Source organism: Pseudomonas sp. WMBT8 (genome assembly GCF_050916005.1).
Taxonomy (GTDB): Bacteria; Pseudomonadota; Gammaproteobacteria; order Pseudomonadales; family Pseudomonadaceae; genus Aquipseudomonas.
In genome coordinates, this window is sequence record NZ_CP188096.1 from 2,785,445 (window position 1) to 2,809,315 (window position 23,871).

Genomic DNA, 23,871 nt, shown 5'->3' on the forward strand with positions numbered 1-23,871 from the left:
GGTTTGCCATGGGGCGGCTGGTGCGGGTTTCGATGTCGCTGACGGTGTCCCTGTCGGCAGCGAGCGTGTACGCCGATAACTCCCTGGGCCAACGGGACAACCTCAGCACGGGCATCAATGAGCGGCAGAAGGCTGAGCTGGCGGTCGCGCCGGGGTTTGTCAGCGGTTCGTCCCTCAATGGCTTGCTGCGCAATTACTACCTGGGCCGCGATAACCACAACACGCCGTCACGGCTGGACCAGCGCGAATGGGTGCAGGGGGTGTACCTGTCCTTTCGTTCGGGGTACACCGACACGCCGATTGGGGTCGGGGTGGATGTGCATGGGTTCTATGGACTCAAGCTCGACGGCGGCGGGGGCAGTGGCGGGGCGGGGTTGCTACCGCTGGATTCGCAGATGGCCCCGCAGGCCGACTTCTCGGCGGCGGGCGCGGCCCTCAAGCTGCGCGCCTTTGACAGCCTGGTGCAGGCCGGTGACCAGTACCTGGAGAACCCGCTGGTGGCCAGCGGTGTGAGCCGGGTGTTCCCACAGACCTTTCGCGGGGTGACGCTGAAGAACTACAGCCTGCAGAACCTGACCCTGGACGGCGGTTGGGTCGACTCCACGCGGCTGCGCAACCAGAGTGGCCAGAGCCACCTGGGTACCAGTTATGGCAACGGCAACAAGGCCGGGCTGGCCGCCGATCGTGAAAGCCCGCACATGGCCTGGCTGGGGGGTGTCTACAGTGCGCCGGGCGGGATGACACTGACGGTGTATGGCGGGCAACTCAGCGATATCTGGAATCAGTACTACGCCGGTGTGAGCCAACCGTTCATCCTGGCTCAAGGGGTCACGCTGACGCCGTATGTGCATTACTTCAACACCCGCGACCAGGGCCAGCGCCAGTTGGGGCGTATTGACAACCACACCTACACCGGCGGCCTGACCCTGTCCGGCGCCGGCCAGAGCCTGACCCTGGGGCTGCAGAAGGTTGATGGCGACACGCCGTTCGACTACGTGGTGCAGGACGACCGGACCTTCCTCTACCTGAACAACTCCCAGCAGTACGCAGACTTCAACGCGCCAGGGGAACGCTCCTGGAAGATCCAGTACCAGACCAGCCTGGCGTTCATCGACGCGCCCGACTTCCAGCTCAGTACCTCCTATACCCGTGGCGAAGCGGACCTGACCCGGGTCGATCCCGACAGCAAAGGCTACGGCTACATCTACAACGCCGCCGGCAAGGATGCCCATCACTGGGAGCGGGACATTGCCCTGCGCTACGCCGTGCCGGGCGGCAAGGCCAAGGGCTTGAACGTCACACTGCGCTGGGCGGCCCACCGCACGGGGCAGGGGTATACCGCACCGGGCAATACCCGTGGCAATTCCAACGCTGATGAATACCGGGTGATTGTCGATTATCCGTTCAGCGTTTTTTAGCGGCTTTGCAAACGCCGGTTGAATCAGTCGCGCAAACCCAGGGAAGCATCCGTTATGAAGACTCCGTCCAAAGCGTTTCTGACCTTTTTGGCGATGGCCACGCTCTGCGCGTGCTCTACCCAACTGACTGAGCAAGGTCTCAACGTTAATCTGGTCACCGCAACATCATCCAATCAATGCAACCTGGTCAGGGTGTTCACCGTCAGGGGGGCGAGTGCTGATGAAACGTTGCGCATGGCCTTTAACGAAGCTGGCGCTTTGGGGGCCGACAGCATGGCGGTGGCTGACGGTAAGGAAACTCCCGACGGTGCCGAGATTACGGGTGCGGCGCTGATCTGCCACAAATGAAGGCGCCCCCATAGGCGTCTTACTGGGCCTTATCAGCTGACAAGCCATTGATAAATATAGATATGGTCTCTTTGATCAGTTGTTCGCGTGCCGGTTTTCCGGGGCTTTTGCAAAGCCCCAGCAGGCAACGCAACTGCATGTCGCCAGTCAGTGCATCGAGGAAGATCTTGGCGCGGGTCTGCGGGTCGCCCGGGATAATCAGGCCGGCTTCCTCGGCCCAGGTGAAGTACTCGGCCAGGCAGGTGTAGGCCGTGGCGGGCGCCGCTTCGAAAAACGACTTTGCAGCCTCCGGCGCGCGCAGGGCTTCGGACACGATCAGGCGATGCAGGGCAAGGGTGCGGGGTGATAACACCACGTCGAGAAAGACCCGGGCAATGGTGGTCAACGCTTCCTGTAGCGGCTTCTGGGCCAGATTCATGTGGGTAAGCGGGCTGACGTTCTCTGCGCACAGCTGCTCGATAATCGCCGCGAACAGCCCCTCCTTGCCACCGAAATAGGCGTACAGCGTGCGCTTGGAGCCGCCAATGCTGGCGATGATCCCGTCGACGCTGACCCCGGAATAGCCTTCTGCGAGAAACATCTCAGTCGCAACCTGGAGAATACTTTGACGTTTTGCTGCTTGCCTCGGGGTAGGGGTTTGCATGTGAATCGGATATTCCTGAAAGAACACGGTGAAAGAAGCCATAGCCTACGCCGCTCTGCATAAGCCTTCCAGCCACACGGCGGGAAGAATCACCCAGTCATCCTGCGATATTTTTTGTAAAAAGCCCGCGCATCACCCTTGACGCGTGTTTGTTTTGGGCGCATTTTTGGCGAAAGGGTACGGTAACGTACCGTACCATTCCATAAAAACAACAGAGGTACTGATCATGCGTTTCGTGCATTTTCTGGAAGGCTCCCACAAAGGGCTGGCGATTGAGCAAGCGGGCGTCCTGCGGGGCTTGAGCGAACAGGAAAGCGGTTACCCAGGCACCCTGGAAGACCTGCTCAACGCCGGCCCCGAGGCGTTGCAAGCGGCCCATCGGCGCTTGAGCGACGCGCGCTTGCTGGATACCTCGAAGCTGCGTTACCTGCCACCGCTGGAGCGTCCGGGCAAGATTGTATGTGTCGGCTTGAACTACGCCGATCACACCAAGGAGAGCCCGTACGAACAGCCGACTTACCCAACCTTTTTCCCGCGCTTTTGCACCAGCCTGATCGGCCATGGCGAACCCATCCTGCGTCCACGGGTCTCCGAACAACTGGATTACGAGGGGGAGTTGGCGGTGGTGATCGGCACCGGTGGCCGGCATATCGGCCGCGAGCAGGCCCTGGCGCATGTCGCGGGCTACGCGATCTTCAATGAGGCGTCGGTGCGCGATTACCAATTCAAGTCGCCGCAATGGACCATTGGCAAGAACTTCGACGCCACCGGCGCATTTGGCCCGACCTTTGTCAGTGCCGATGAGTTGCCACCGGGCGCGGTGGGCCTGAGCCTGGTGACACGCCTCAACGGCACGGTGGTGCAGCAGGGCAACACCGCCGACATGATCTTTGGCGTCGCCGAACTGATTGCGGCGCTCAGTGAAGCGGTGACCCTGGAGCCCGGTGACGTGATCGTCACCGGTACCCCCGCCGGGATTGGCTGGGCGCGACGCCCACCCCTGTTCATGAAGCCCGGCGATCTCTGCACCGTGGAGATCGAAGGCCTTGGCACCTTGAGCAACCTGATCGCCGACGAGCCGCCAGCGGCCTGAGTCCACGCGTCAGGTTTCACCAGCGTCGAACAACCGACCGTCACCACGGTGGGCAGCGATCCCGGCTGCCCTGGTTTTGACCCGCGGTTGTGCGGCCCATTGAATGCCCAGGAGCAACTACCGTGCTGCAGATCAAAGACATCAACCACGTGCTCTACCGTCATCCCGACCTTGGGGTGGTCGAGCGTTTCCTGACCGATTTCGGCCTGGTGGTCATGCACCGGACTGAACAGCGCCTGTATTTTCGCGGTACCTGTTCGCTGCCCTATGTGTACATCGCCGAGAAGGCCGCAGCCGCCAGCTTTGGTGCCATCGCGTTTGCCGTCGAAAGCCTTGATGACCTGCACCAGGCCGCCCAATTGCCGGGCGCCTCGCCGATCCAGGCGCTGCAAGGCCCGGGAGGCGGGCAGTACGTCGCCTTGCAGGATCCCTCGGGGCGCCGCATCGAGCTGGTATACGGTATCGAAACCGTTGGCGCGCTGCCCCATCGCGCCGCGCTGACCCTCAACTCGGCCCAACACAAGCAGCGCTTTGGCGACGTGCAGCGCCCCGCCAAGGGCGCAGCCCAGGTCCTGCGCCTGGGCCATGCGGCGATTGGCGTGCAGGACATGCCCCTGCACCTGGCCTGGTACCAGCAGATGCTCGGCATGCTGCCTTCGGACCTGGTGGTCGAGGAGCCGCATCGCGACCGCCCGAGCGCGGCCTTCCTGCGCTTGAACCGTGGCAGCGCCTGGACCGACCATCACACCATCGCGCTGTTCCAGGCGCCACGGGACTTCGTCCACCACGTGTCCTTTGAAGTCCAGGATTTTGATGCGCAGTGCCTGGGTCACGAGTGGATGACCCTGCAAGGCTGGTCGCCGTTCTGGGGGGTTGGCCGGCACATGCTGGGCAGCCAGATCTTCGACTACTGGCGCGACCCGTCCGGCAACCTGATCGAGCACTTCACCGATGGCGACCTGTTCAACCAGGACTCGCCCTCGGGCTACACCCATGCGTGCGACGCCAGCCTCTACCAATGGGGCCCGCCGATGTCGGTGGAGTTTTTCCTGGGCGGGGAGTGTGCCGCCGAACAGACCGTACCCCGGTCGACTTCAGACCGTCAGCGACGCAGTTGAGGACCGATGCCATGAGTCAAGTAATCAGCGAGCAGGTACTCGATAGGTTGTTCCGCCAGGCCCGCAGCCAGAATGGCTGGCTGGACAAACCGGTGGATGATCACACCTTGAGGGAACTATACGATCTGGTGCGCTGGGGCCCGACCAGCGCCAACGGCTGCCCGGCGCGTATTGTGTTCTTGCGCAGTACCCAAGCCCGGCAACGCCTGCTGCCGGCCCTGAGCGCAGGCAATGTCGAGAAAACCCTGAGCGCCCCGGTGACGGCGATCATCGGCTACGACACGCAGTTCCACACCCAGTTGCCCAGGTTGTTTGCACACAACCCCACGGTCCGCGACTGGTTTGCCGGCCAGCCGGAGCTGCTCGAATCCACCGCCTTTCGCAACAGCTCGCTGCAGGGCGGCTACTTCATCCTCGCGGCCCGTGCCCTGGGCCTTGACTGCGGCCCGATGTCCGGGTTTGACCACGCACAGGTCGACCAGGCGTTTTTCGCCCCCGGCGCCGATGGCATGCAGGCGTTTGGCGGTATGCAGATCAAGTCGAACTTCCTGTGCAACCTCGGCTATGGCGACCCCGAGAAACTCTTTGCCCGTAGTCCGCGCCTGGATTTCGACGAAGCCTGCGCGCTGCTGTAACTGACGACCTGTAAATCCTCCAGACCGATCGAGCGTGCTGCGACGCGTCACGCCTGTCGATCGGCCTGGCAAAACAACAACAATAAGGAAAATCCTGCAATGAGACCTCTTTCCAAATGGCATGTGCTTGTCGGCGGTTTCCTCGCGTACCTGTTTGACGCGATGGAAATCATCTTGCTCACCATCGCACTTCCGGTGATCCGCCAGGACCTGGGTCTGACCTTCAATGAAGCGGGCATGCTCGCCTCGGCGACCCTGCTGGGTATCGGGTTGAGCGGTATCACCACGGGCTGGTACTGCGACAACTACGGTCGACGCAAAGCCCTGCTGATCTCGTTGATCGTATTTGGCGTGTTGACCACGCTGGTCGCCACCACACACAACTGGGCCTTGCTCCTGCTCCTGCGGTTTCTGTCCGGCTTGGGCCTGGGCGGGGTGTGGGGGATTGTCTCGGCCTATGTGACGGAGACCTGGCCTGCCCACCAGCGGGCGCGGGCGATCGGATTCGTGCTGAGTTCATTCCCGATTGGCGCCGCCATCGCGGCCATGGTGGCGGCCAACTATCTGCCGGACTGGCAGACCTTGTTCATGGTGGCCGGGATCTCCACCCTGATTCCGCTGGCGTATGTGTTTTTGTTTATGCCCGAGTCGCCGGAGTGGAGCGCGCAGAGAGCCCGCCCCGGCGTACGCAAGTACGTCTCGGTGCGCGAAATCTTTTCCCCCGAACTGCTGCGCCTGACCCTGCTGGGCACCCTGGCGGCAAGTTTTGCGGTGATTGGCTTCTGGGGCGCGAGCACCTGGTTGCCCACCTACTTGATCCAGGAGCGTGGCCTGGGTATCGGCGCGATGGCCAACTTCATGGCGATCCTCAACGTCGGTGCCTTTATCGGTATCAACGCCTTTGGCTTGATTGCCGACCGTATCGGCAAGCGCAACGCCACGCTCCTGTCATTGCTCGGCAGTGCGGTGATGTTGTCGATTTATGCACTGACGACGCAGAACGCCATCCTGTTCTGGCTGGGGCCGATCTATGCGTTCTTTTATGCCTTTGCCAGCCTGTTTGCCTCCTACTTCAGTGCGCTGTACCCCACTCGGGTGCGCACCATCGGCGCGGGGTTCTGTTTCAACTTTGGTCGCGGCCTGGCGGCCTTTGCGCCGCTGCTGTTAAGCGGGATTGCCACCCACTACAGCCTGGCGTGGGGCTTGTTGGTGTGCGCCGGGTTCTTTGCCCTGTCCACCATCACCCTGTGGTTCATGCCCCAGGTCGAGTCAGACCTGCCCGGTATGGCGGGCATGCCGTTGAAAACCATGGATTCCCGATAATCGAGGTTCTAAGACATGTCACAGCAAACCGTAGAACAACAGATCCAGGCCCTGGAAATGCGCCGCCGCCAGGCCATGGTCGACGGCGACTTGGACTTCCTGGAAAGCCTCTATCCCCGCGACTTGACCTACAGCCACTCGGACGGCAAGAGCGACAGCAAGCGCAGTTACCTGCAAGGCATGCGAGAGGGGGTCTGGCGCTACCGCAGTTTCGCCAGCCGCGACGAGCAGATGCGCAGGGCCGGGGACTGTGTGCTCGTCACCGGGCTGATCGATATGGATGTGGTGATCCGTGGCGAGCCCATGCTCCTCAACTCGCGCTACATCAGCGTGTGGAAGGCCGGCAATAACGGCTGGCAAATGATTGCCTGGCAATCGACGCGTTACACCCACAGCTGAATCCCGGTAAGCCCCTCAACAACCGGCAACTGGACCCCGGCCCTGGTGGTTGACCGGGCAGGGCGTGCGCGTGGCCGGCACTTTGACTTGATGGAATCCTGAACATGTACGTACAACAATTACAAAAAACGTATTGCAAGGCCCTTCTGATGACCGCAGGCGCAATGAGCCTGGCTTCAAGCCCGGTGCAGGCCGAGGCCTTGCGCGATACCTTCATCGGTTTTCGCTACGGCTCCGACTTCACCGAACCCGGTATCCGCGGCAAGGTGCAGAAGGAGATCTACCAACTGGGCCACGCCAGCGGCAATCAGGCGGGGTCCAATTTCTTCAACCTGGACGTACTCAAGTCCGACAGCAACGACCCGAAGAAAGACAGCGACTCAGGCGCGACCGAGGCCTACCTGGTCTATCGCCATCAACTGTTCCTCAGCCAGGTGTTCGAGCGCTCGATGGCGTTCGGCCCGGTCAAGGAAGTGGCACTGAGCAGTGGGGTTGAACTCAACTACAAGAACACCGGGTTTGCCACCCGCAAGCGCATGCTGGTGGCCGGCCCGACGCTCAAGTTCGACGTGCCCGGCTACCTGGATATCAGCCTGCTGTATGCCATGGAGTGGAACCATTGCGGCTTGAGCGCGTGCCACACCGAGAACATCCAGTTCGACCCGTACTACGTGTTGCACATGGTCTGGGGCATTCCGTTCCAGGTGGGCAGCGTGCCCCTCAAGTTCCAGGGCTTTGCTAGCTACAAGACCGCGAAGGGCAAGGATTACTTCAAGCAGGACACGGCCGAGGAAAGCCTGGTTCGCGCCTCATTGATGGTCGATGTCGGGCAACTGGCGTTTGCCCGCAAAAACACCATGCTGATCGGTCCGGGGTATGAGTACTGGAAGCACAAGTACGGCGCGATCCATAAACCCGGCACCGAAACCTACGCCCCCACCGTGCACCTTGAGTGGCACTTCTAAGGCCCTTGGGTGAGCCGCACCAGCGGCTGTTCACTTTTTTTGAGAAAGGTTGCGGGTCGCCCGGGTAAAAATCCTGGTGGCGGCCTTGCCGCTGGGTGGGTAGCGCTCGAACAAATCCTGCACCCAGTCCGGCCGGGTCTTGCTGGCATCGTTGATCCAGTTGGCCACCGAGTCCTGGGCGTATTTGTCGGTTTCATCGAGCATGGCAATCAGCAAGGGTTCGGCGATTTGCGGCTCGGCCTTGAGTGGGGCGATGTGTTCGCACCAGACCCCGCGCGGCCGCAGGATTTCAACGCAGAAGCGGCGGATCAGCGGGTCGTCGTTGCGGGCATGACCGCGCAACAGCTCCAGCGACGCCGTCAGGTCCTGGGCCAGTAAGGGGCGCAAGGCAATCCAGGCCCATTCGCGCACGCCAAAGTGACTGTCGGTGGCGAACCGGAACTGGCTCAGCAACGCCTGTTCCAGGGGCGTGTCGCGTGCGCAGAAGGCATTGGCGAAGGCCGCCCAACTACGCACGGTGTCCGAAGGATGCTCCAGCAGCAACTGCCAGCTCTGTTCGCGCAGGGGCAGGGCGCCGCTTTCAAGCCACTGGCCCAGCGCAAGGCCCAGCCCCGCTACTTTCTTCGAAATGCCCAGTGCCTGGCCGGCCTGGGCCGCGCTCAGCAGTGCCTGGGCCAGGGAAGTCTCCAGCTGCGAGGCAAGCGCCTGCGCCAGCGCCACCTGGTCGACTGCCAGACACTCGCCCAGATTGCGGGTTGGCAGGCGGCCCTGGTCGATCAGGGCTTTGCGTTCTTCACTCATATAGATCCCACCGCTGTGTTCATGGGCTGCTCCCCGGGCAAGGCCTCTTCCCATCCGGCAGTGACGGGGACAGTGCACGACTGGTGGAAAGGCAATAGAGCGACTCGGACAACCCCTGGCGCTGCTCAGGGCTCAAGCCCTGGATGATGCCGCTGATCCAATCGGTGTGTTCGGCAAACACCTCATCGACCACGCGCTTACCGTCGGCGGTCAGGCTGATGATCAGCTTGCGCCGGTCGGTAGGGTCGGTCTTGCGCTTGATAAAGCCGTCGCCCTGCAGGCCATCGAGCAAGCCGGTCACGGTGCCGGTGGTGATCGACAGGCGCGTCGCCAATTCCAGTGGCGACAGTTTCCCGCCGGCGCTCTTGAGGGTGAGCATGATGACGAAGCGGCCCTCCGACAGGTTGTAGCGGGCCAGGCGGATGGCACACACACGATTGATCGCGGCCGCAGCCGACAGCAGCTCGAAGCACAGCTTGACGCTGTCCCTGACCTCGGCTGGCACCCCGTCAAGCTCGCGCAGCATGATGTGGTGTTTGTTCTCTAAAATATTCATAAGGCGCAGTTTATCTTGGCGCCTTACTAAGTCAACATTTTGTTTATTCTTCGTTGCAAGCACGGGGCAGGGCGCTTCGATCGGCAAGGTTTGTGGTGCAAAACCATAGTGAGTATGTTCGAGGCGGATGCCAGTTTTGGGGCGAGCATTGTCAGTGGCCGGCAACTACTGACCGCGCTCAACCGAGGAGTTCTTCGCCGAGCAGCACCCCGGCAATCACGATCATTGCCGCGCCCGAAACGCCGCTGACATAGCGCGCGGCAACCGGACGTGCCTGCAACACGGCCTGCGCGCCAAACCCCACTAGCAGGTAGACCACCGCACAGCTGAGGGTATGAATCAGCCCTAGCAGCACCATCTGCAGCGACACCGGCCAGGTGGCGCCAGGCTCGGTGAACTGGGGCAACAGCGCGAGGAACAGCAGGAAAACCTTGGGGTTCAGCCCACTGATGCACAACCCCTTGAGCATCCAGCGCTGCCAGCTATTGGCCTCCCGGCTGGCGTGCGCATGGGGTGTGGCAGGGTGGGCCAGCATATTGATGCCGAGCCACAGCAAGTAGCCGGCCCCGGCAACCGTCAGCACTGACAGCGCAGCAGGGTGACGGGTCACCAGGCTACCCACGCCGCCCGCCACGACCAGGGTGGCAAGTAAGTGGCCGCACAGCAGCCCAGCCACTGCGGGGATGACCCTGCGCCCCTTCAAGCCCGCCGCAATCGCGTAGGCCCAATCGGCGCCGGGCGTCAGCACAAACAGAATCGACACTGCCCAAAAGGCAAGCACAGCGGTCCACGTCATTGTTTCGTTCTCCCTGTAGGAATATGCAGGAAGAATAATGAAATGCAGTTAGAATTTGCTTTCAAAGATACCTGGCACAAGGCCTTGAATTGGGAGAATATTCTAAGTGGACCGAATTGATCGAAAAATTCTCTGCGAGCTGCAAAAAGACGGGCGCCTGTCGGTCACCGAGCTTGCCGACCGTGTGGGGCTGAGCCTTTCCCCGTGCCATCGACGGGTCAAGGCCCTGGAGGAGTCCGGGGTACTGCTCGGCTACCGCGCCTTGCTGGACCCCGGCGCAGTCGGCCTGAACTTCTCGGCAATGGTCTTTGTCACCCTGCGCGAAGGCGACCGGCCCGCAGTGGCGGCCTTTGAAGCGGCGCTGCTGGAAATTGCCCAGGTAGTGGATGCCCAGCGCCTGTTCGGCGAGCCGGATTACCTGCTGCATGTGATCACCCAGGATCTGCCGGCCTTTCAACGGCTCTACGATGAGAGCCTGTCGACACTGCCCAACGTGCAGCGCCTGACTTCGACCCTGGTGATGAAACGGGTGATCCAGGACCGTCCGCTACCGTTGTGATCATGGCGTAGCGCCTCATTGGTGCGGCGCTCCCATGCGCCGTGAGGCCCCTACGTCACCTCGGTGCGCGGCTTGCTCACCGACCGGCTGGCCAGCAGCCCCAGCTCGAACAGAATCCACATCGGCACCGCCAGCATGGTTTGCGAAAACACATCGGGCGGGGTCAGCAGCATGCCGACCACAAAGCAGCCGACGATCACATAGGGCCGGCTCTTTTGCAGGGTCTGGACATCGGTAATCCCGGCCCAGATCACCAAGAAGGTGGCCACCGGGATTTCAAAGGCCAAGCCGAACGCCAGCAACAGCGCGAGGATGAAGTCCAGGTACAGGGCGATATCGGTCATCATCGCCACGCCGTCCGGGGTCACGCTGGTAAAGAAGCCGAACATCATCGGGAACACCAGGAAAAACGCAAACGCCATGCCCGCGTAAAACAGCACTACGCTGGCGGCCAGCAGCCAGGCGGCGGTGCGGCGTTCCTGGCGGTACACCGCTGGCGCGATCATGCCCCAGGCCTGGTGCAGCAACAGCGGCATGCTGATGAACAGGGCGATCATCATGGTCAGCTTGAGCGGCGCCAGAAACGGCGAGGTCACCCCGGTGGCAATCATGGTTGCGCCGCTGGGCAGGAAATCGCGCAACGGCTGCGAGACGAAACTGTAGAGCTGCTGCGCAAAGGGGAACAACGCGCAAAACACCAGGAGGATCGCCAGGACGCAGCGCACCAGGCGCGAGCGCAGCCGGGTCAGGTGGCCGGTCACCGACAGGCGCGGGGCAGGCAAGGGCAGGTCGCTCATGGGGCAGGTTGTCCTGGGGAGGTGGTGGTGGCTGGCGGCGGCGGGGCCTCCAGGCGGATACCGTCGCGCAGTTGCTGCTCCAGTTGCCGCAAGGGTTGCTGGTCGATGCTCTGCAACAGGTGTTCGTGGTCCAGTTCCTGGGTGACCTGGGCCTTGAGCGTATTCATCGCCCGCTTGGCCCGGCCCAGCCACAGCCCGGCATTGCGCGCGGCAATCGGCAGGCGCTCGGGGCCCAACACCAGCAGGGCCACCAGGCCCACCAGCAGCAGTTCGCTAAACCCGATATCGAACATCAGTGTTTGCTGTCTGCAGGTCGCTGAGGTTCGCCTTGCACCTCAAGGCTGGTCTTTTGCGCCGCCTGGGCGCCGGGCTCGTTGCCCATGGAGGAGCGAAAGCCCTTGATGGCCTCACCCACATCACTGCCCAGGCCCTTGAGGCGCCGGGTGCCGAACAGCATCACCACGATCAGCAGCACGATGACCAGTTGCCAAATCCCTATACCACCCATAACGCCACTCCAAGCCATTGATTTGAAATATGAAGGCGCAGTTTGCCGAGGCTTTATGACGGCGCGGTGACGTTTTTGCGGGAATTGTGTGAGCCTGCCACCTGGTTGAAACATCCACTGTGTTGACTGTCGCCAGGATCTACATAAAAGGTGGCTGGGCAATGGACAGAAATCGGCAGCAGGGGGCGGCGTTGTTGATGGTGCTGGTGGCCCTGGCGATGCTGGCGGGCGGCATGGCCTGGATGGTCGAGCAGGGGCGCCAGCAGGTCGACAGCGTGCGTCTGGTGCAGCAGCGCGTGCAGGCGCGGGCGATCGAGCGGGCGGCGCTGGCCTTTACCGAGCAGGCCCTGCAAGACCCGTTGTGGCGCGCCAGCCCGTTGTTCTGGCAGGCCATGCGCGGGCAGCCGCTGGCTTATGACTTCAAGGGGGGCAAGGCGAGCATTCAGATTCGCGACCTGCACACCTGCTTCAACGTCAACGCGCTGATCGGCCCTGAAGCCGAGCGTGCCCAGCGTCAGTTGGTGCATTTGCTGGGGGCGGACATGGCTGCCGAACGCCTGGCCCAGACCCTGGCCGACTGGCTCGACGCCGACCAGCAGACCCGCCTGCAAGGTGCCGAAAGCAACGAATACCTGCGCCAGTCGCCACCGCGCCTGGCGGCCAATCAACGCATGCGCGATATCAGCGAGCTGAACCTGCTGGCGCTGCCCGACCCACTGCGGGCGTTGCGCTACCCGCAGCTATGCAGCCTGGACGAGACCGCAGGCTGGCGCCTGAACGCCAATGCGCTGAACCTGGAAATGCTGCCGCTGCTGGATGCGTTGTACGAGGGCGAAGTGTCGCGTTCGGTGCTGACCCGCCTGGTCAGCGCGCGCCCGGCGGGGGGCTATCGCGATGCAGGCGAACTGCGCCAGGCGCTGGGGGCGATGGATGACGCGATGTTTGAGCGTTTGAGCGAAGGTCTGCAGCTCAATGGTGACCACTTCCTGCTGCAACTGGACATCGACCTGGATGGCCAGCGGTTTCGCAGCCAGTACCGTGTCGAAGCGCAGGGCGTGGTGAAATGGCATGCGCGAGTGCCGGCGCAGGGCATGTTACTGCGCTCGCGGGAGCCTTTGCCGTTATAGCGCGATAGCCCAGGCAGTGTAGGCGTTGGCTTGCCCGCGATGACGGTGGTGCAGTTACCATTTTTGCCGGCTGGTAGACCGCTGTCGCAGGCAAGCTCCCCCATGGATCTGCCCGGTTGTAGATTTTGAGTGCAGCACAAACCCTGTAGGAGCTGTCGAGCTTTAGCGAGGCGGCGATAGCGGTGGCCCAGCCAACATCAATGCCAGCCATACCGTCGCCATCGCAGCCTCGCTGGGGCTCGACAGCTCCTACATTATTTTTGCCCGGCTGGCATGACGTGTTCGCTGTAGGCCGCCAGCGTCAAGGATCCGCAGATCCCGCAAATCCCGATGAACCCTGTAGGAGCTGTCGAGCTTTAGCGAGGCTGCGATAGCGGTGGCCCAGCCAACATCAATGCCAGCCATACCGCCGCCATCGCCGCCTCGCCGGGGCTCGACAGCTCCTACATTATTTTTGCCCAGCTGGCATGGCGTGGTCGCTGTAGGCCGCCAGCGTCAAGGATCCGCAGATCCCGCAAACCCCGATGAACCCTGTAGGAGCTGTCGAGCTTTAGCGAGGCGGCGATAGCGGTGGCTCAGCCAACATCAATGCCAGCCATACCGCCGCCATCGCCGCCTCGCCGGGGCTCGGCAGCTCCTACATTATTTTTGCCCAGCTGGCATGACGTGTTCGCTGTAGGCCGCCAGCGTCAAGGATCCGCAGATCCCGCAACCCCCGATGAACCCTGTAGGAGCTGTCGAGCCCCAGCGAGGCTGCGATAGCGGTGGCTCAGCCAACATCGATGCCAGCCATACCGCCGCCATCGCCGCCTCGCCGGGGCTCGACAGCTCCTACATTATTTTTTGCCCAGCTGGCATGACGTGTTCGCTGTAGGCCGCCAGCGTCAAGGATCCGCAGATCCCGCAAACCCCGATGAACCCTGTAGGAGCTGTCGAGCCCCAGCGAGGCGGCGATAGCGGTGGTTCAGCCAACATCAATGCCAGCCATGCCGCCGCCATCGCAGCCTCGCTGGGGCTCGACAGCTCCTACATTATTTTTGCTCGGTTGGCATGACGTGTTCGCTGTAGGTCGCCAGCGTCAAGGATCCGCAGATCCCGCAAACCCCGATGAGCCCTGTAGGAGCTGTCGAGCCTTAGCGAGGCTGCGATAGCGGTGGCCCAGCCAACATCAATGCCAGCCATGCCGCCGCCATCGCAGCCTCGCCGGGGCTCGACAGCTCCTACATTATTTTTGCTCGGCTGGCATGACGTGTTCGCTGTAGGTCGCCAGCGTCAAGGGTCCGCAGATCCCGCAAACCCCGATGAACCCTGTAGGAGCTGTCGAGCCTTAGCGAGGCGGCGATAGCGGTGGCTCAGCCAACATCAATGCCAGCCATGCCGCCGCTATCGCAGCCTCGCTGGGCGAGACAGCTCCTACATTGATTTCCCTCCGGTGTTTCAGAACCGCAGGGTAGCCCCCGTCGTCAGCCAGCGGTCGCGATCCCCGGTCAGGTTGTGCCCGACCACCAGGTCTACATCCACTTGCTGACCCAGATGCACTCGCGGCCCGGCTTGCCAGGCCTGGTCGCCGCCTTGTTGGCCATAGCGTTCTGCCAATAGCGTCAATGAGTCCGCCAAGCGGTATTCCAGGCCTGTGCCCCAGGTCAGTCGGTGGTTTTGTTCGCCATTGTCATAGGCATGGGCCCAGCCGGCATTGAGGTTCAAGCTCAGTGTCTCGAACGCTTGCCAGGTCAGCGGCAGGCCCAGGTCGGCGCCGTCGAACGGATGCCGGCGATCCAGCGCGATATGCGCCGCCGCCGCCCAGGCGATCTCCACGCCCGCATCCTGCCAGGCCCACAATGAACCCTTGAGTTGCGGGCTGAGCTGGGTCTGCTCAGGGTCATCCTCGAGGGCCGTGCCCCATTGCAGGTTGGGCAATGCCCTCGACGTACAGGCTGTAGAGAGCGTGGTGCGCTGTGTTGAACGGGTGTAGCCGGCGTCGACATTGCATTCGCCGGGTGCGTTGATGGCGCCATCATCGACCACGTAGGAACCGCCTGCGGCGATCGCCTTGGACACCAGGCCAACGGCCAGGGTCACGCCGATAAAGACCAGGTTGCGGCGCAGCGCTCGTTGCCGCGACGCCGGCAGCCACTCGAAGGCAGCCAGGAAGGTGTGTTTGTGCATGGGATTATGCTCCGGCTCAGTACCACTGCTTGAAGCGGCGGATGTAGATCGTCTTCATCAGTTGTGCCACGCAGCAGTAGGCGAGCAAGGTGCCGACCAGCCAAGGGAAGTACGCCCACGGCAACGGCTGCAAGCCCACGATCGTGCCCAGGGGCGAGAAGGGCACATAGATCCCCAGGGCGATGACCAGGCTGGTCATCAGCAACACCGGCCAGGCGGCGGTGCTCTGGAAGAACGGGATCTTGCGGGTGCGCAGCATGTGCACCACCAGGGTCTGGGAGAGCAGCCCTTCGACGAACCAACCGGACTGGAACAGGGTCTGCATTTCCACACTATTGGCCGAGAACACGTACCACATCAGGGCAAAGGTGGTGATGTCGAAGATCGACGAGGTCGGCCCGATCCAGATCATGAAGCGCCCGATGTTCTGCGCGTCCCACTTGCGTGGCTTGGCCAGGTATTCCTTGTCCATCTTGTCCCACGGCAGGGCCAGTTGGGAGATGTCGTACATCAGGTTTTGCAGGAGCAGGTGGATCGCCAGCATCGGCATGAAAGGAATGAACGCACTGGCCACCAGCACCGAGAACACGTTGCCGAAGTTGGAGCTGGCCGTCATGTTCAGGTACTTCATGATATTGCCGAAGGTCTCGCGGCCTTTAAGCACACCTTCTTCGAGGACCATCAGGCTCTTTTCCAGGAGGATGATGTCGGCCGATTCCTTGGCAATATCGGTCGCGCTGTCCACCGAGATGCCGACGTCGGCATCGCGCAGGGCGGGTGCATCGTTGATGCCGTCGCCGAGGAAGCCCACGGTGTGACCATTGGACTGCAAGGCCTTGAGCACCCGGGACTTTTGCAGCGGGGTCAGCTTGGCGAACACCGTGCGTTGTTCGACCTGCTGCTTGAGGGTGGCATCGTCCATGGCTTCGATGTCCACACCCAGCAGTGGTTCGCCGGGTTCCAGGCCGACCTGGCGGCAGATGGTGCGGGTGACCACGGCGTTATCGCCGGTCAGCACTTTGACCGCGACCCCGATCTCTTGCAGCGCGGCAATCGCCGGGCCGGCGGTTTCCTTCGGCGGATCGAGGAAGGTCAGGAAACCGTGGATCACCAGGTTGCGTTCATCGGCGGGAGTGTACTGCTGGCGCGCCAGGGCCTTGGGAATATTGCGGGTGGCCACCACCAGCACGCGGAAACCGTCCTCGTTGAACTCGTTGGCGGTGCGCAGCAATTCCTGGCGACGACCCTCGTCCAGGGCCACGGCGCTAGCGCCTTCCATCACATGGGTGGCAATGCCGAGCATTTCTTCCACGGCGCCCTTGCACACCAGCAGGTGATCGCCGTGGCTGTCCTTGACCACAATCGACAGGCGCCGGCGCACAAAGTCGAAGGGCAGTTCATCGACCTTGCTGTAGGCAAACGGCACCTGGAACTTGGGGTTGTGCTGGGAGAACGCGAGCACCGCCTGATCCATCAGGTTCTTCATGCCGCTTTGGTGATGGCTGTTGAGCCAGGCCAGGGACAGCACCTGGTCGTCCCGCTGGCCGAAGGCGTTGACGTGGTGCTCGAGGATGATTTTGTCCTGGGTCAGGGTGCCGGTCTTGTCGGTGCACAGCACGTCCATCGAACCGAAGTTCTGGATCGCGTTGAGGCGCTTGACCACCACTTTGCGCTTGGCCATGGCATTCGCACCCTTGGCCAGGTTGGCGCTGACGATCATCGGCAGCATTTCCGGGGTCAGCCCCACGGCCACCGCCAGGGCAAACAGGAACGCGTCGCCCCAATCGCCCTTGGTAAAGCCGTTGAGGAAAAACACGATGGGCACCATCACCAGCATGAAGCGGATCAGCAGCCAGCTGACGCTGTTCACCCCACGGTCAAAGGCGGTTTGCACCCGGGAGCCGACGATGGCCTTGGCCAGCGAACCGAAATAGGTACGCGGCCCGGTCGCCACGACCACCGCCCGGGCGCGGCCGCTGACCACGTTGGTACCCATGAAGCAGATGTTGGGCAGGTCCAGCAGGTTGCTCTGGTCTGGCGCTTGAAGCGTGGCGGATTTTTGTGTGACGTCGCCCAGGGTGTCGTACTTTTCTACCGGCAAGGCTTCGCCGGTCAGCACGGCCTGGCTGATAAACAGGTCGCGGGACTCGATCAGGCGGATGTCGGCCGGGATCATGTCGCCGGCCGACAGTTGCACGATATCGCCGGCCACCAGTTCACGCATCGGCACTTCGCGCAGGGTGGGCTTGGCGCCGACCTGCTCGCGGCGCAGCACGGTGGCGGTGGTGCGTACCATGGCCTTGAGGGCTTCGGCGGATTTGGCCGAGCGGTGTTCCTGCCAGAAGCGCAGCAGGCTGCTCAGGGCGACCATGGTCATGATGATAATGACCTTGGTCAGGTCCACTTCTTCACCGGCGCGCAGCGGCAGCCAGTAGTCGGTGACAAAGCTGATCACTGCAAGGGTCAGCAGTACGTAGATAAACGGGTTGTTCAGGGCCTGGAGGAACTGCACCACCGCGTGGGGCGGCTTGTCGTGGGCCACCTCGTTATAGCCTTCGCGTTGCAGGCGGGCGCTGGCATCCAGTTCGGTCAGGCCGTCCTTGGTCGCCCGGACGTTGGCCAGGGTCGCTGCCAGGCCGTTTTGCGCTTCGCGGGCGGCACGCATCGACAGTTTGCTGTCGTGGGCGGTGCTGTTTTTGTTTGCAAGTTGCGTGGTTTTTACGGCGCTCATGATTTTTACTCCTGTCGACATACCCGTTACTTGCCGTCAGGCAGGCGAACACAGGTACGCCGAGTCGCAGTTTTTGCGATCGGGTCTAATAACTTTAACGAGGCGAGTTAATTAACGGGCGCGCAGAAAACTACGGCTGGCTTAGTTCGCAAGGAACGCCAGTTAATTAATTGACCAATAATCAGGAAGTTGCTGTTTCCAGTCGGCTTATGCCGCGCGCGCTCAGGCTCAGGCGCACTTGGGCAAGCAGGCTGGAAACGTTCCGTCTCTGCGGATCTTGAGGGTCGGCATGGTCCCAATGCTGGACCAGATGGCCGGTGGTGGGGCACAGGCGCCAGTGCGCCTGCAGGTGTTGCACATTGATACGCGGGGAGGGGGAAGCCAAGGCCAGGCGCACCGGGGCAACGCCCATGGAAGCACGGCACAGCTTGGCACGCAGGGCTGAGGCCAGCGTGCGTACATCAGGTAGAACAAGGGTCTGGAAATTCATAACACACCTCGGGACCGGACTGCGCCGGCTCAAGGCAGTTACGTTGGAGCATCAAGCTCTAGCGCAGCTTACCCGGCCTGGAAGGCGAGTCCCGTCATTACTCTGGGTTTGGCGCCCGACCCCTGTATTCACGGGGAGCGGACAGCGACTAGATACTGTGTCCATTGGCTTCTTTTGTGAGGTTGAAAAAAAGGCCCTAGTTGCAGGCACGGGCAATTTACTCAGGCAGGCAGGGGATGTCAATCTGTAATGAACTTGTTTGTTGTTCGTTCAGACTTTATTCAGATTGGCCTGATTGGCTATATAAGTTCATAGACTGTATGCGGCCAATAGTGCGAGATAAATCAATACTAAGCCGCAGGCACCATGACTGACTCGCTGCCAAGTTGCCGAGGCGTTCTTTCGCAAGACATTGACCAAGCCTGCAATCAAAAAACACGACAGGAGCGAGGCCAGCATAAAACCGGCGAAGAACACCAGGGTCTGGCCATGACTCGGCGTGGTGCCGACGATGCCTGACAAGGCACTGCCCAGGGCGCCCCAATACACGATGTTCTTGGGGTTGGCCAACGAGATGGCGGCCCCCACCATCAGCGCATTGCGCCCGGTGCTGGGGGGTGCGCTGGCGGGTTGCGGCAACTGCCAGGCATCTTGCAGGCTGCGCAGGCCGAGCCAGGCCAGGTACAGCGCGCAAACGGCGGTCAGCGGCACACGTACCGCTTCGTGCTGGATCAGCAGGGCCATGCCGGTCAGGCCGATTACCGCCCAGGTCGCATCGCCTACCAGCGAGCCTATTTGCACCAGCAGCGCTGGGGTGAACCCATGCAACAGGCCGCGGCGCAGGGTTTCCGCCAGCACCGCGCCAGGGGACAGGCAAAACACAAAGCCGAATACCAGTGCGCAAAAAAAGATCGTCAACATCGCCATCCCCATAAATGCCATCGCCGGCAAGCCGGCTCCTACAGGTCAGTCTGAGGCTGGGGGCACGCAGGGGTCTTGGACCAGATTGCGCTCTGATAGCGGCCAGGGGTAATTCCGTACGCCGCACGGAAGTGCCGGTTGAGATGGCTCTGGTCGGCAAAGCCCAGGTCATGGGCAACCTCGGCGGCGCTCAGGCCGCTGCGCAGTAAGCCTTTCGCGCGGCGGGTACGCAGTTGCATGGCCCACTGGCGGGGGCTCAGGCCGGTTTCTTTCTGGAAGGTGCGCAATACGTGGAATTTCGACAGGCCCAACTCGTCACCCAGGGCGTCCAGTGCCACACCCTGATGCAACTGCGCGGCGAGCAACTCCTGGGCCTGGGCGACGAGCCGTGACCCGGCGCTGGCGCCATCCGGCAGGCGCACACCACTGAGCTTGACCACCTCGCCCAGCAGCACCACCAGGGCATCTTCGTTCAGCCCCCGCAGCAGCGGGTCGGCGCTCAGCGCGCCCTTGGCGGCGTGCGCCAGTTGCGCCGCCAGGGCAGGGGCAAAACACAGCGCGCGATCAAACTCCAGGTGCGCCAGCCCCAGGTCGTCGGCCAGGCAATCGGCACCGGCGTACAGGCTGACAAAGTGCCAGGGCGCCCCCTCGGCCGCACCGCCGCCCTGGATCTGGCCAGGGTTGTACAGGGTGATACTGCCGGGCCCGGCCTCGAAAGTGCGGCGGTCCAGCCACACCTGTTCGGTGCCCACCAGGTTGACGCCAATCACGCATTCGTCGTGGCTATGGCGGGCAAACGTCAGGCCGCTGCAGGTGGTGCTGCTGATTTCGTAATGGCCCAGCCAGGCGTGGTGCAGGGAACTCATGGGGTGGGCTCAGTGGCGGCGGGTGCGGCCAAGCATACCTGTTTAGATAGTCAGGCGCAGGGCCAGCGCGGCCAGGGTGACCAGCAGCACCGGCAGCGTCAGCACGATGCCGACCTTGAAGTAATAGCCCCAGGTGATCCGGATGCCCTTGCGCGCCAGGATATGCAGCCAGAGCAAGGTTGCCAGGCTCCCAATGGGCGTGATTTTAGGCCCCAGGTCGCTGCCGATCACATTGGCGTAAATCATTGCCTCCTTGACCACGCCCACGGCATGGCTGGCCTCGATCGACAGCGCACCGAGCAGCACCGTCGGCAGATTGTTCATCACCGAAGACAGCAGCGCCGTCAGCAAGCCGGTGCCCAGGGCGGCGCCCCACACGCCGTAATTGGCGAAGGCGTCGAGCCAGGTGGCCAGGTACGTGGTCAGCCCGGCGTTGCGCAGGCCGTACACCACCAGGTACATGCCCAGGGAAAAAATCACGATCTGCCAGGGCGCTTCCTTGAGTACCTTGCGCGTGGAGATCTTGTGGCCTTTGGCGGCGATCACCAGCAGGAGCAGGGCGCAGGCGGCCGAGATGGCACTGATGGGAATGCCCAGGGGCTCGAGGGCAAAGCAGCCGACCAGCAGGATGCCCAGCACCCACCAGGCGGCGTGGAAGGTTGCCGGGTCATGAATCGCGCTGGCCGGCTCGGGCAGGTCGGCGGGGTCATAACTGTGCGGGATATCGCGCCGGAAGAACCACAGCAGCACCGCCAGGGTCGCGGCAACGCTGACCAGGTTGACCGGCACCATCACCGCCGCGTACTGGTTGAAGCCGATGTTGAAATAGTCTGCCGAAACGATATTCACCAGGTTGGAGACCACCAGCGGCAGGCTGGCGGTGTCGGCGATAAACCCTGCACCCATCACGAAGGCCAGGGTAGCGGCGGGTGAGAAGCGCAGGGCCAGGAGCATCGACATGACAATCGGCGTGAGGATCAGGGCCGCCCCGTCATTGGCGAACAGCGCCGAGACCAGCGCCCCCAGCAACACCATATAGGCAAACAGCCGGCGGCCCCGGCCCCGCCCCCAGCGCGCCACATGCAACGCGGCCCAGGCAAAAAAGCCGGCCTCGTCGAGGATCAGGCTGATGATGATCAGGGCGACGAAGGTGCCGGTGGCGTTCCAGATGATCTGCCACACCACCGGGATATCCGCCAGGCTGATCACGCCACAGGCCAGGGCGAGGATCGCGCCCATGGTTGCACTCCAGCCTACGCCAAGACCCTTGGGTTGCCAGATGACCAGGACAATGGTGAACAGGAAGATGGCGAGGGCAGCAAGCATCAAGGCATTCTCTGTGGGGGGGATTCGACGTTTGATTGACCTGTGACAAGGTACCGAGGTTCTGTGCCAAGTGGTTGAAATTAAAATGAAACACAACTGTCCTAAAGTGCCCGCCATTGGTGATAAAGGAAGTAACGGTGTGACCCGTGCCACTCGCAACCTGCGCAAGACCCTCGATTCTGTCGCGGACAACAACGAAACCGCGGCTTTTGACTTGATGCGCGCCGTCGAAAAACTCAGCGATGAAGTGCTGCGTCAGCGCCTGCTCAACACCATTCACCGCCTTAACCAGGATGCCCATGAACTGCGTGAGGCCCGGGATGCGGTAGAGCGGGTGTCGGTCAAGCTGGCCTGATAATGGCACGTAGCCGTTCGGCGATTGGGGGGTGACGATCGAGCCGGCTGCGCTGACACTGGGCATGGTCGCGGCTGTCCGCAAGACCCCATGCTCAATCCACAGGAAGTCATCGAATGAGTGAAAAACCGGCAATTGTCCTGGTACACGGCTTTTGGGGCGGCGCAGCCCATTGGAGCCGAGTGATCGTCGAACTGCAGAAAAAGGGCTATCGCGACTTGCACGCGGTGGAAATTCCCCTGACTTCATTGGCCGACGACGCCGAACGCACACGCAAGATGGTGGCCCAGATCAAGGGGCCGGTGTTGTTGGTCGGGCATTCCTATGGGGGCGCGGTCATTTCCCAGGCAGGCAACGAGCCCAACGTCCAGGGCCTGGTGTTTATTGCCGCGTTTGCCCCGGATGCGGGGGAAAGTCCGGGCGCAATCACCCAGCAACACCTGCCCGAGGCCGCCGCCAACCTGGTGCCGGACAGCGATGGCTACCTGTGGGTCAAGCCCGAGTTGTTCCATGAGAGCTTCTGCCAGGACTTGCCGCAGTCAGAGGGCGACGTGCTGGGAATTACGCAGAAGGCGCCCCTGGCCAGTACCTTTGGCGATGAAGTGAGCAATCCGGCCTGGAAGAACAAGCCGTCGTGGTATCAGGTGTCCACCCAGGACCACATGATTCACCCCGATAACCAGGTACGCATGGCCGAGCGCATCAAGCCCCGGGAGATTCTCACGCTGGACGCCAGTCACGCCTCGCTGGCCTCAAGGGCTGGCGAAGTGGCGGCATTTATCGACAAGGCCGCCACGGCCCTGCAGCCATAAATCAGGCAGGCAACATTCCTTCCTGGCGTCTGGGTGTTGCCTGCAAGATCGTTCAAGACAATCCTGTTTGGCGCTGCCATGCTTGCCGACTGTCTGTCGATGAGCCTGTTGTCCATGCCTACTGCCTTGCCGCATTACGCCTTCGCCCGTGGCGCGATTGCGATTATTCCCCTGTCGTTGGCGTGCGCCCCGTGGGGCCTGCTCGCCGGTTCCCTGGCGATTGACGCTCAATTCACCCCGCTGGAAAGCCAGGGCCTGTCGGCCATTGTGTTTGCCGGTGCCGCACAGTTGGTGGCGATTGGCATGGTCAAGAGCGGCGCGAGCCTGATCGCCATTTTGCTCACCACCTTGCTGCTGACCTCCCAGCACTTGCTGTATGGCATGCATATGCGTAGCACCCTGTCGCCCTTGCCGGCGCGCTGGCGCATGAGCCTGGGCTTTTTGCTGACCGACGAATTCTTCGCCCTGGTCAGCCAATACGACCGCCAGACCTTCAACCGCTGGTATGCCCTGGGCGTGGGCCTGACGTTCTACGTGGCCTGGAACCTGTTCACCCTGGCCGGCATCGTGCTCGGCAAGAGCATCCCCAACCTCGATCAACTGGGCCTGGAGTTCTCCATCGCCGCGACCTTCATCGCCTTGATCACCCCGGTTGTGCGTGATGTGCCGACGGTGGTGTGCGTGGCAGTGGCCCTGCTGTTTTCGGTGCTGCTCAGCTACTGGCACTGGGAGTCGGCGGTGGTGGTGTCGGGGTTGTTGGGGATGAGCGCAGGGTATGCCTGCAAACGCTTGGGAGTGGGGCAGCGATGATTTTTGTGATGATTATCGGCATGGGTCTGGCGGTGTTTTTCAACCGTTATCTGTTTCTTGAACCGCGCTTGCCGGTGCGCCTGAACCGCGGCGCCCGGGAGTTTCTCGGGTTTGCGGTACCCGGCATGTTGACGGCGATTTGCGGGCCGATCATTTTCCTCGCCGAACACAAGCTCAACCTGAGCCCCACCAACCCCTACCTGCTGGCCGGGATCTGTGCGGTGGCCCTGATGTTCTGGACCCGCAGCGTGTTGACCACGGTGCTGTTGAGCATGGCGCTGTTCTATCTGTTTCGCTGGTTGTTGTAG

The 23,871-nt window shown here is 62.2% G+C and carries 27 protein-coding genes; 14 read left to right on the forward strand and 13 right to left on the reverse strand.

All coding sequences use genetic code 11. The features are described 5' to 3' along the window. Positions 1–32 precede the first annotated feature (32 nt). Positions 33–1,418, forward strand: a complete 1,386-nt coding sequence (locus ACO77H_RS13095; RefSeq protein WP_432755753.1) for an OprD family outer membrane porin — start codon at positions 33–35, stop codon at positions 1,416–1,418. 54 nt (positions 1,419–1,472) lie between these two features. Then, positions 1,473–1,766 (forward strand): hypothetical protein, encoded by a 294-nt coding sequence (locus tag ACO77H_RS13100; protein WP_170041560.1) that lies wholly within the window; start codon positions 1,473–1,475, stop codon positions 1,764–1,766. Between the two features lie 19 nt (positions 1,767–1,785). On the opposite strand, the gene ACO77H_RS13105 is transcribed toward ACO77H_RS13100, so the two are convergent. Continuing rightward, positions 1,786–2,346, reverse strand: a complete 561-nt coding sequence (locus tag ACO77H_RS13105; protein WP_432755647.1) for a TetR/AcrR family transcriptional regulator — start codon at positions 2,344–2,346, stop codon at positions 1,786–1,788. Positions 2,347–2,635: 289 nt separating this feature from the next. On the opposite strand from ACO77H_RS13105, the gene ACO77H_RS13110 reads away from it, so the two are divergent. The 6 genes from ACO77H_RS13110 to ACO77H_RS13135 all read left to right on the forward strand — a co-directional run bounded on the left by ACO77H_RS13110 (position 2,636) and on the right by ACO77H_RS13135 (position 7,942). Then, complete coding sequence (locus ACO77H_RS13110) at positions 2,636–3,502, forward strand: fumarylacetoacetate hydrolase family protein (protein WP_432755648.1); 867 nt, start codon at positions 2,636–2,638, stop codon at positions 3,500–3,502. 122 nt (positions 3,503–3,624) lie between these two features. Then, positions 3,625–4,620 (forward strand): VOC family protein, encoded by a 996-nt coding sequence (locus tag ACO77H_RS13115; RefSeq protein ID WP_432755649.1) that lies wholly within the window; start codon positions 3,625–3,627, stop codon positions 4,618–4,620. 11 nt (positions 4,621–4,631) lie between these two features. Beyond that, entirely contained in the window at positions 4,632–5,255 is a 624-nt protein-coding gene (locus tag ACO77H_RS13120; RefSeq protein WP_170041556.1) for a malonic semialdehyde reductase, read from the forward strand. A 99-nt stretch (positions 5,256–5,354) separates the two neighbouring features. After that, on the forward strand, positions 5,355–6,578 hold the full coding sequence (locus ACO77H_RS13125) for an MFS transporter (protein ID WP_170041555.1): 1,224 nt from the start codon (positions 5,355–5,357) through the stop codon (positions 6,576–6,578). 15 nt (positions 6,579–6,593) lie between these two features. Next, positions 6,594–6,977 carry a nuclear transport factor 2 family protein gene (locus ACO77H_RS13130; RefSeq protein ID WP_170041554.1) on the forward strand — a complete coding sequence of 128 codons (384 nt, stop codon included), beginning with the start codon at positions 6,594–6,596 and terminating at the stop codon, positions 6,975–6,977. Between the two features lie 149 nt (positions 6,978–7,126). Next, the gene (locus ACO77H_RS13135; protein ID WP_262376901.1) at positions 7,127–7,942 is read left to right on the forward strand and encodes a hypothetical protein; all 816 of its coding nucleotides are present in this window, start codon (positions 7,127–7,129) and stop codon (positions 7,940–7,942) included. 30 nt (positions 7,943–7,972) lie between these two features. Here ACO77H_RS13135 and ACO77H_RS13140 read toward each other — a convergent pair whose 3' ends face one another. The 3 genes from ACO77H_RS13140 to ACO77H_RS13150 form a co-directional block, all read right to left on the reverse strand. After that, entirely contained in the window at positions 7,973–8,743 is a 771-nt protein-coding gene (locus ACO77H_RS13140) for a hypothetical protein (protein WP_170041552.1), read from the reverse strand. Positions 8,744–8,762: 19 nt separating this feature from the next. Beyond that, positions 8,763–9,299: a MarR family winged helix-turn-helix transcriptional regulator gene (locus ACO77H_RS13145; protein ID WP_170041551.1), complete on the reverse strand. Its 537-nt coding sequence runs from the start codon at positions 9,297–9,299 to the stop codon at positions 8,763–8,765. 178 nt (positions 9,300–9,477) lie between these two features. Further along, complete coding sequence (locus ACO77H_RS13150; RefSeq protein WP_170058049.1) at positions 9,478–10,095, reverse strand: LysE family translocator; 618 nt, start codon at positions 10,093–10,095, stop codon at positions 9,478–9,480. A gap of 106 nt (positions 10,096–10,201) precedes the next feature. Between ACO77H_RS13150 and ACO77H_RS13155 the strand changes: the two genes are divergently transcribed. Next, positions 10,202–10,654, forward strand: coding sequence for a winged helix-turn-helix transcriptional regulator (locus ACO77H_RS13155; RefSeq protein ID WP_169955805.1), 453 nt, complete (start codon positions 10,202–10,204; stop codon positions 10,652–10,654). Positions 10,655–10,704: 50 nt separating this feature from the next. Here ACO77H_RS13155 and tatC read toward each other — a convergent pair whose 3' ends face one another. Genes tatC through tatA form a run of 3 tightly spaced genes read right to left on the reverse strand, consistent with a single transcriptional unit; the run spans position 10,705 to position 11,959 of the window. After that, positions 10,705–11,451 carry a twin-arginine translocase subunit TatC gene (gene tatC, locus ACO77H_RS13160; RefSeq protein ID WP_169955806.1) on the reverse strand — a complete coding sequence of 249 codons (747 nt, stop codon included), beginning with the start codon at positions 11,449–11,451 and terminating at the stop codon, positions 10,705–10,707. Further along, the gene (gene tatB, locus ACO77H_RS13165) at positions 11,448–11,744 is read right to left on the reverse strand and encodes a Sec-independent protein translocase protein TatB (protein ID WP_432755650.1); all 297 of its coding nucleotides are present in this window, start codon (positions 11,742–11,744) and stop codon (positions 11,448–11,450) included. The genes tatC and tatB overlap by 4 nt, the downstream gene beginning before the upstream one ends. Next, positions 11,744–11,959, reverse strand: coding sequence for a twin-arginine translocase TatA/TatE family subunit (gene tatA, locus ACO77H_RS13170; RefSeq protein ID WP_346266504.1), 216 nt, complete (start codon positions 11,957–11,959; stop codon positions 11,744–11,746). Before tatA ends, tatB begins: the two co-directional genes overlap by 1 nt. A 161-nt stretch (positions 11,960–12,120) precedes the next feature. Between tatA and gspK the strand changes: the two genes are divergently transcribed. Beyond that, positions 12,121–13,086 carry a type II secretion system minor pseudopilin GspK gene (gene gspK / locus ACO77H_RS13175; RefSeq protein WP_169955808.1) on the forward strand — a complete coding sequence of 322 codons (966 nt, stop codon included), beginning with the start codon at positions 12,121–12,123 and terminating at the stop codon, positions 13,084–13,086. Between the two features lie 1,437 nt (positions 13,087–14,523). On the opposite strand, the gene ACO77H_RS13180 is transcribed toward gspK, so the two are convergent. The 6 genes from ACO77H_RS13180 to ACO77H_RS13205 form a co-directional block, all read right to left on the reverse strand. Further along, positions 14,524–15,252 carry a hypothetical protein gene (locus ACO77H_RS13180; protein WP_432755651.1) on the reverse strand — a complete coding sequence of 243 codons (729 nt, stop codon included), beginning with the start codon at positions 15,250–15,252 and terminating at the stop codon, positions 14,524–14,526. Between the two features lie 16 nt (positions 15,253–15,268). After that, positions 15,269–17,983: a magnesium-translocating P-type ATPase gene (mgtA, locus tag ACO77H_RS13185; RefSeq protein WP_432755652.1), complete on the reverse strand. Its 2,715-nt coding sequence runs from the start codon at positions 17,981–17,983 to the stop codon at positions 15,269–15,271. Between the two features lie 181 nt (positions 17,984–18,164). Further along, positions 18,165–18,473, reverse strand: a complete 309-nt coding sequence (locus ACO77H_RS13190) for a hypothetical protein (RefSeq protein WP_432755653.1) — start codon at positions 18,471–18,473, stop codon at positions 18,165–18,167. A gap of 309 nt (positions 18,474–18,782) precedes the next feature. Further along, positions 18,783–19,394, reverse strand: coding sequence for a LysE family transporter (locus ACO77H_RS13195; protein ID WP_432755654.1), 612 nt, complete (start codon positions 19,392–19,394; stop codon positions 18,783–18,785). A 38-nt stretch (positions 19,395–19,432) separates the two neighbouring features. After that, positions 19,433–20,260: an AraC family transcriptional regulator gene (locus ACO77H_RS13200; protein ID WP_432755655.1), complete on the reverse strand. Its 828-nt coding sequence runs from the start codon at positions 20,258–20,260 to the stop codon at positions 19,433–19,435. 42 nt (positions 20,261–20,302) lie between these two features. After that, positions 20,303–21,586: an arsenic transporter gene (locus ACO77H_RS13205; protein ID WP_432755656.1), complete on the reverse strand. Its 1,284-nt coding sequence runs from the start codon at positions 21,584–21,586 to the stop codon at positions 20,303–20,305. Positions 21,587–21,725: 139 nt separating this feature from the next. Here ACO77H_RS13205 and ACO77H_RS13210 point away from each other — a divergent pair, with 139 nt between their 5' ends. The 4 genes from ACO77H_RS13210 to ACO77H_RS13225 all read left to right on the forward strand — a co-directional run bounded on the left by ACO77H_RS13210 (position 21,726) and on the right by ACO77H_RS13225 (position 23,871). Continuing rightward, entirely contained in the window at positions 21,726–21,941 is a 216-nt protein-coding gene (locus ACO77H_RS13210; protein ID WP_003212603.1) for a hypothetical protein, read from the forward strand. Positions 21,942–22,057: 116 nt separating this feature from the next. After that, positions 22,058–22,753: an alpha/beta hydrolase gene (locus ACO77H_RS13215; RefSeq protein ID WP_170058055.1), complete on the forward strand. Its 696-nt coding sequence runs from the start codon at positions 22,058–22,060 to the stop codon at positions 22,751–22,753. Positions 22,754–22,867: 114 nt separating this feature from the next. After that, the gene (locus ACO77H_RS13220; RefSeq protein WP_057440118.1) at positions 22,868–23,563 is read left to right on the forward strand and encodes an AzlC family ABC transporter permease; all 696 of its coding nucleotides are present in this window, start codon (positions 22,868–22,870) and stop codon (positions 23,561–23,563) included. Next, positions 23,560–23,871 carry an AzlD domain-containing protein gene (locus ACO77H_RS13225; RefSeq protein WP_169955816.1) on the forward strand — a complete coding sequence of 104 codons (312 nt, stop codon included), beginning with the start codon at positions 23,560–23,562 and terminating at the stop codon, positions 23,869–23,871. The genes ACO77H_RS13220 and ACO77H_RS13225 overlap by 4 nt, the downstream gene beginning before the upstream one ends.

Coding starts and splice junctions, on each gene's coding strand:
- ACO77H_RS13095 (WP_432755753.1), top strand. CDS start 33: ATGTCGCTGACGGTGTCCCTGTCGGCAGCGAGCGTGTACGCCGATAAC.
- ACO77H_RS13100 (WP_170041560.1), top strand. CDS start 1,473: ATGAAGACTCCGTCCAAAGCGTTTCTGACCTTTTTGGCGATGGCCACG.
- ACO77H_RS13105 (WP_432755647.1), bottom strand. CDS start 2,346: ATGTTTCTCGCAGAAGGCTATTCCGGGGTCAGCGTCGACGGGATCATC.
- ACO77H_RS13110 (WP_432755648.1), top strand. CDS start 2,636: ATGCGTTTCGTGCATTTTCTGGAAGGCTCCCACAAAGGGCTGGCGATT.
- ACO77H_RS13120 (WP_170041556.1), top strand. CDS start 4,632: ATGAGTCAAGTAATCAGCGAGCAGGTACTCGATAGGTTGTTCCGCCAG.
- ACO77H_RS13125 (WP_170041555.1), top strand. CDS start 5,355: ATGAGACCTCTTTCCAAATGGCATGTGCTTGTCGGCGGTTTCCTCGCG.
- ACO77H_RS13130 (WP_170041554.1), top strand. CDS start 6,594: ATGTCACAGCAAACCGTAGAACAACAGATCCAGGCCCTGGAAATGCGC.
- ACO77H_RS13135 (WP_262376901.1), top strand. CDS start 7,127: ATGACCGCAGGCGCAATGAGCCTGGCTTCAAGCCCGGTGCAGGCCGAG.
- ACO77H_RS13140 (WP_170041552.1), bottom strand. CDS start 8,743: ATGAGTGAAGAACGCAAAGCCCTGATCGACCAGGGCCGCCTGCCAACC.
- ACO77H_RS13145 (WP_170041551.1), bottom strand. CDS start 9,299: ATGAATATTTTAGAGAACAAACACCACATCATGCTGCGCGAGCTTGAC.
- ACO77H_RS13150 (WP_170058049.1), bottom strand. CDS start 10,095: ATGACGTGGACCGCTGTGCTTGCCTTTTGGGCAGTGTCGATTCTGTTT.
- tatC (WP_169955806.1), bottom strand. CDS start 11,451: ATGAGCGACCTGCCCTTGCCTGCCCCGCGCCTGTCGGTGACCGGCCAC.
- tatB (WP_432755650.1), bottom strand. CDS start 11,744: ATGTTCGATATCGGGTTTAGCGAACTGCTGCTGGTGGGCCTGGTGGCC.
- tatA (WP_346266504.1), bottom strand. CDS start 11,959: ATGGGTGGTATAGGGATTTGGCAACTGGTCATCGTGCTGCTGATCGTG.
- gspK (WP_169955808.1), top strand. CDS start 12,121: ATGGACAGAAATCGGCAGCAGGGGGCGGCGTTGTTGATGGTGCTGGTG.
- ACO77H_RS13180 (WP_432755651.1), bottom strand. CDS start 15,252: ATGCACAAACACACCTTCCTGGCTGCCTTCGAGTGGCTGCCGGCGTCG.
- mgtA (WP_432755652.1), bottom strand. CDS start 17,983: ATGAGCGCCGTAAAAACCACGCAACTTGCAAACAAAAACAGCACCGCC.
- ACO77H_RS13190 (WP_432755653.1), bottom strand. CDS start 18,473: ATGAATTTCCAGACCCTTGTTCTACCTGATGTACGCACGCTGGCCTCA.
- ACO77H_RS13195 (WP_432755654.1), bottom strand. CDS start 19,394: ATGTTGACGATCTTTTTTTGCGCACTGGTATTCGGCTTTGTGTTTTGC.
- ACO77H_RS13200 (WP_432755655.1), bottom strand. CDS start 20,260: ATGAGTTCCCTGCACCACGCCTGGCTGGGCCATTACGAAATCAGCAGC.
- ACO77H_RS13205 (WP_432755656.1), bottom strand. CDS start 21,586: ATGCTTGCTGCCCTCGCCATCTTCCTGTTCACCATTGTCCTGGTCATC.
- ACO77H_RS13215 (WP_170058055.1), top strand. CDS start 22,058: ATGAGTGAAAAACCGGCAATTGTCCTGGTACACGGCTTTTGGGGCGGC.
- ACO77H_RS13220 (WP_057440118.1), top strand. CDS start 22,868: ATGCCTACTGCCTTGCCGCATTACGCCTTCGCCCGTGGCGCGATTGCG.
- ACO77H_RS13225 (WP_169955816.1), top strand. CDS start 23,560: ATGATTTTTGTGATGATTATCGGCATGGGTCTGGCGGTGTTTTTCAAC.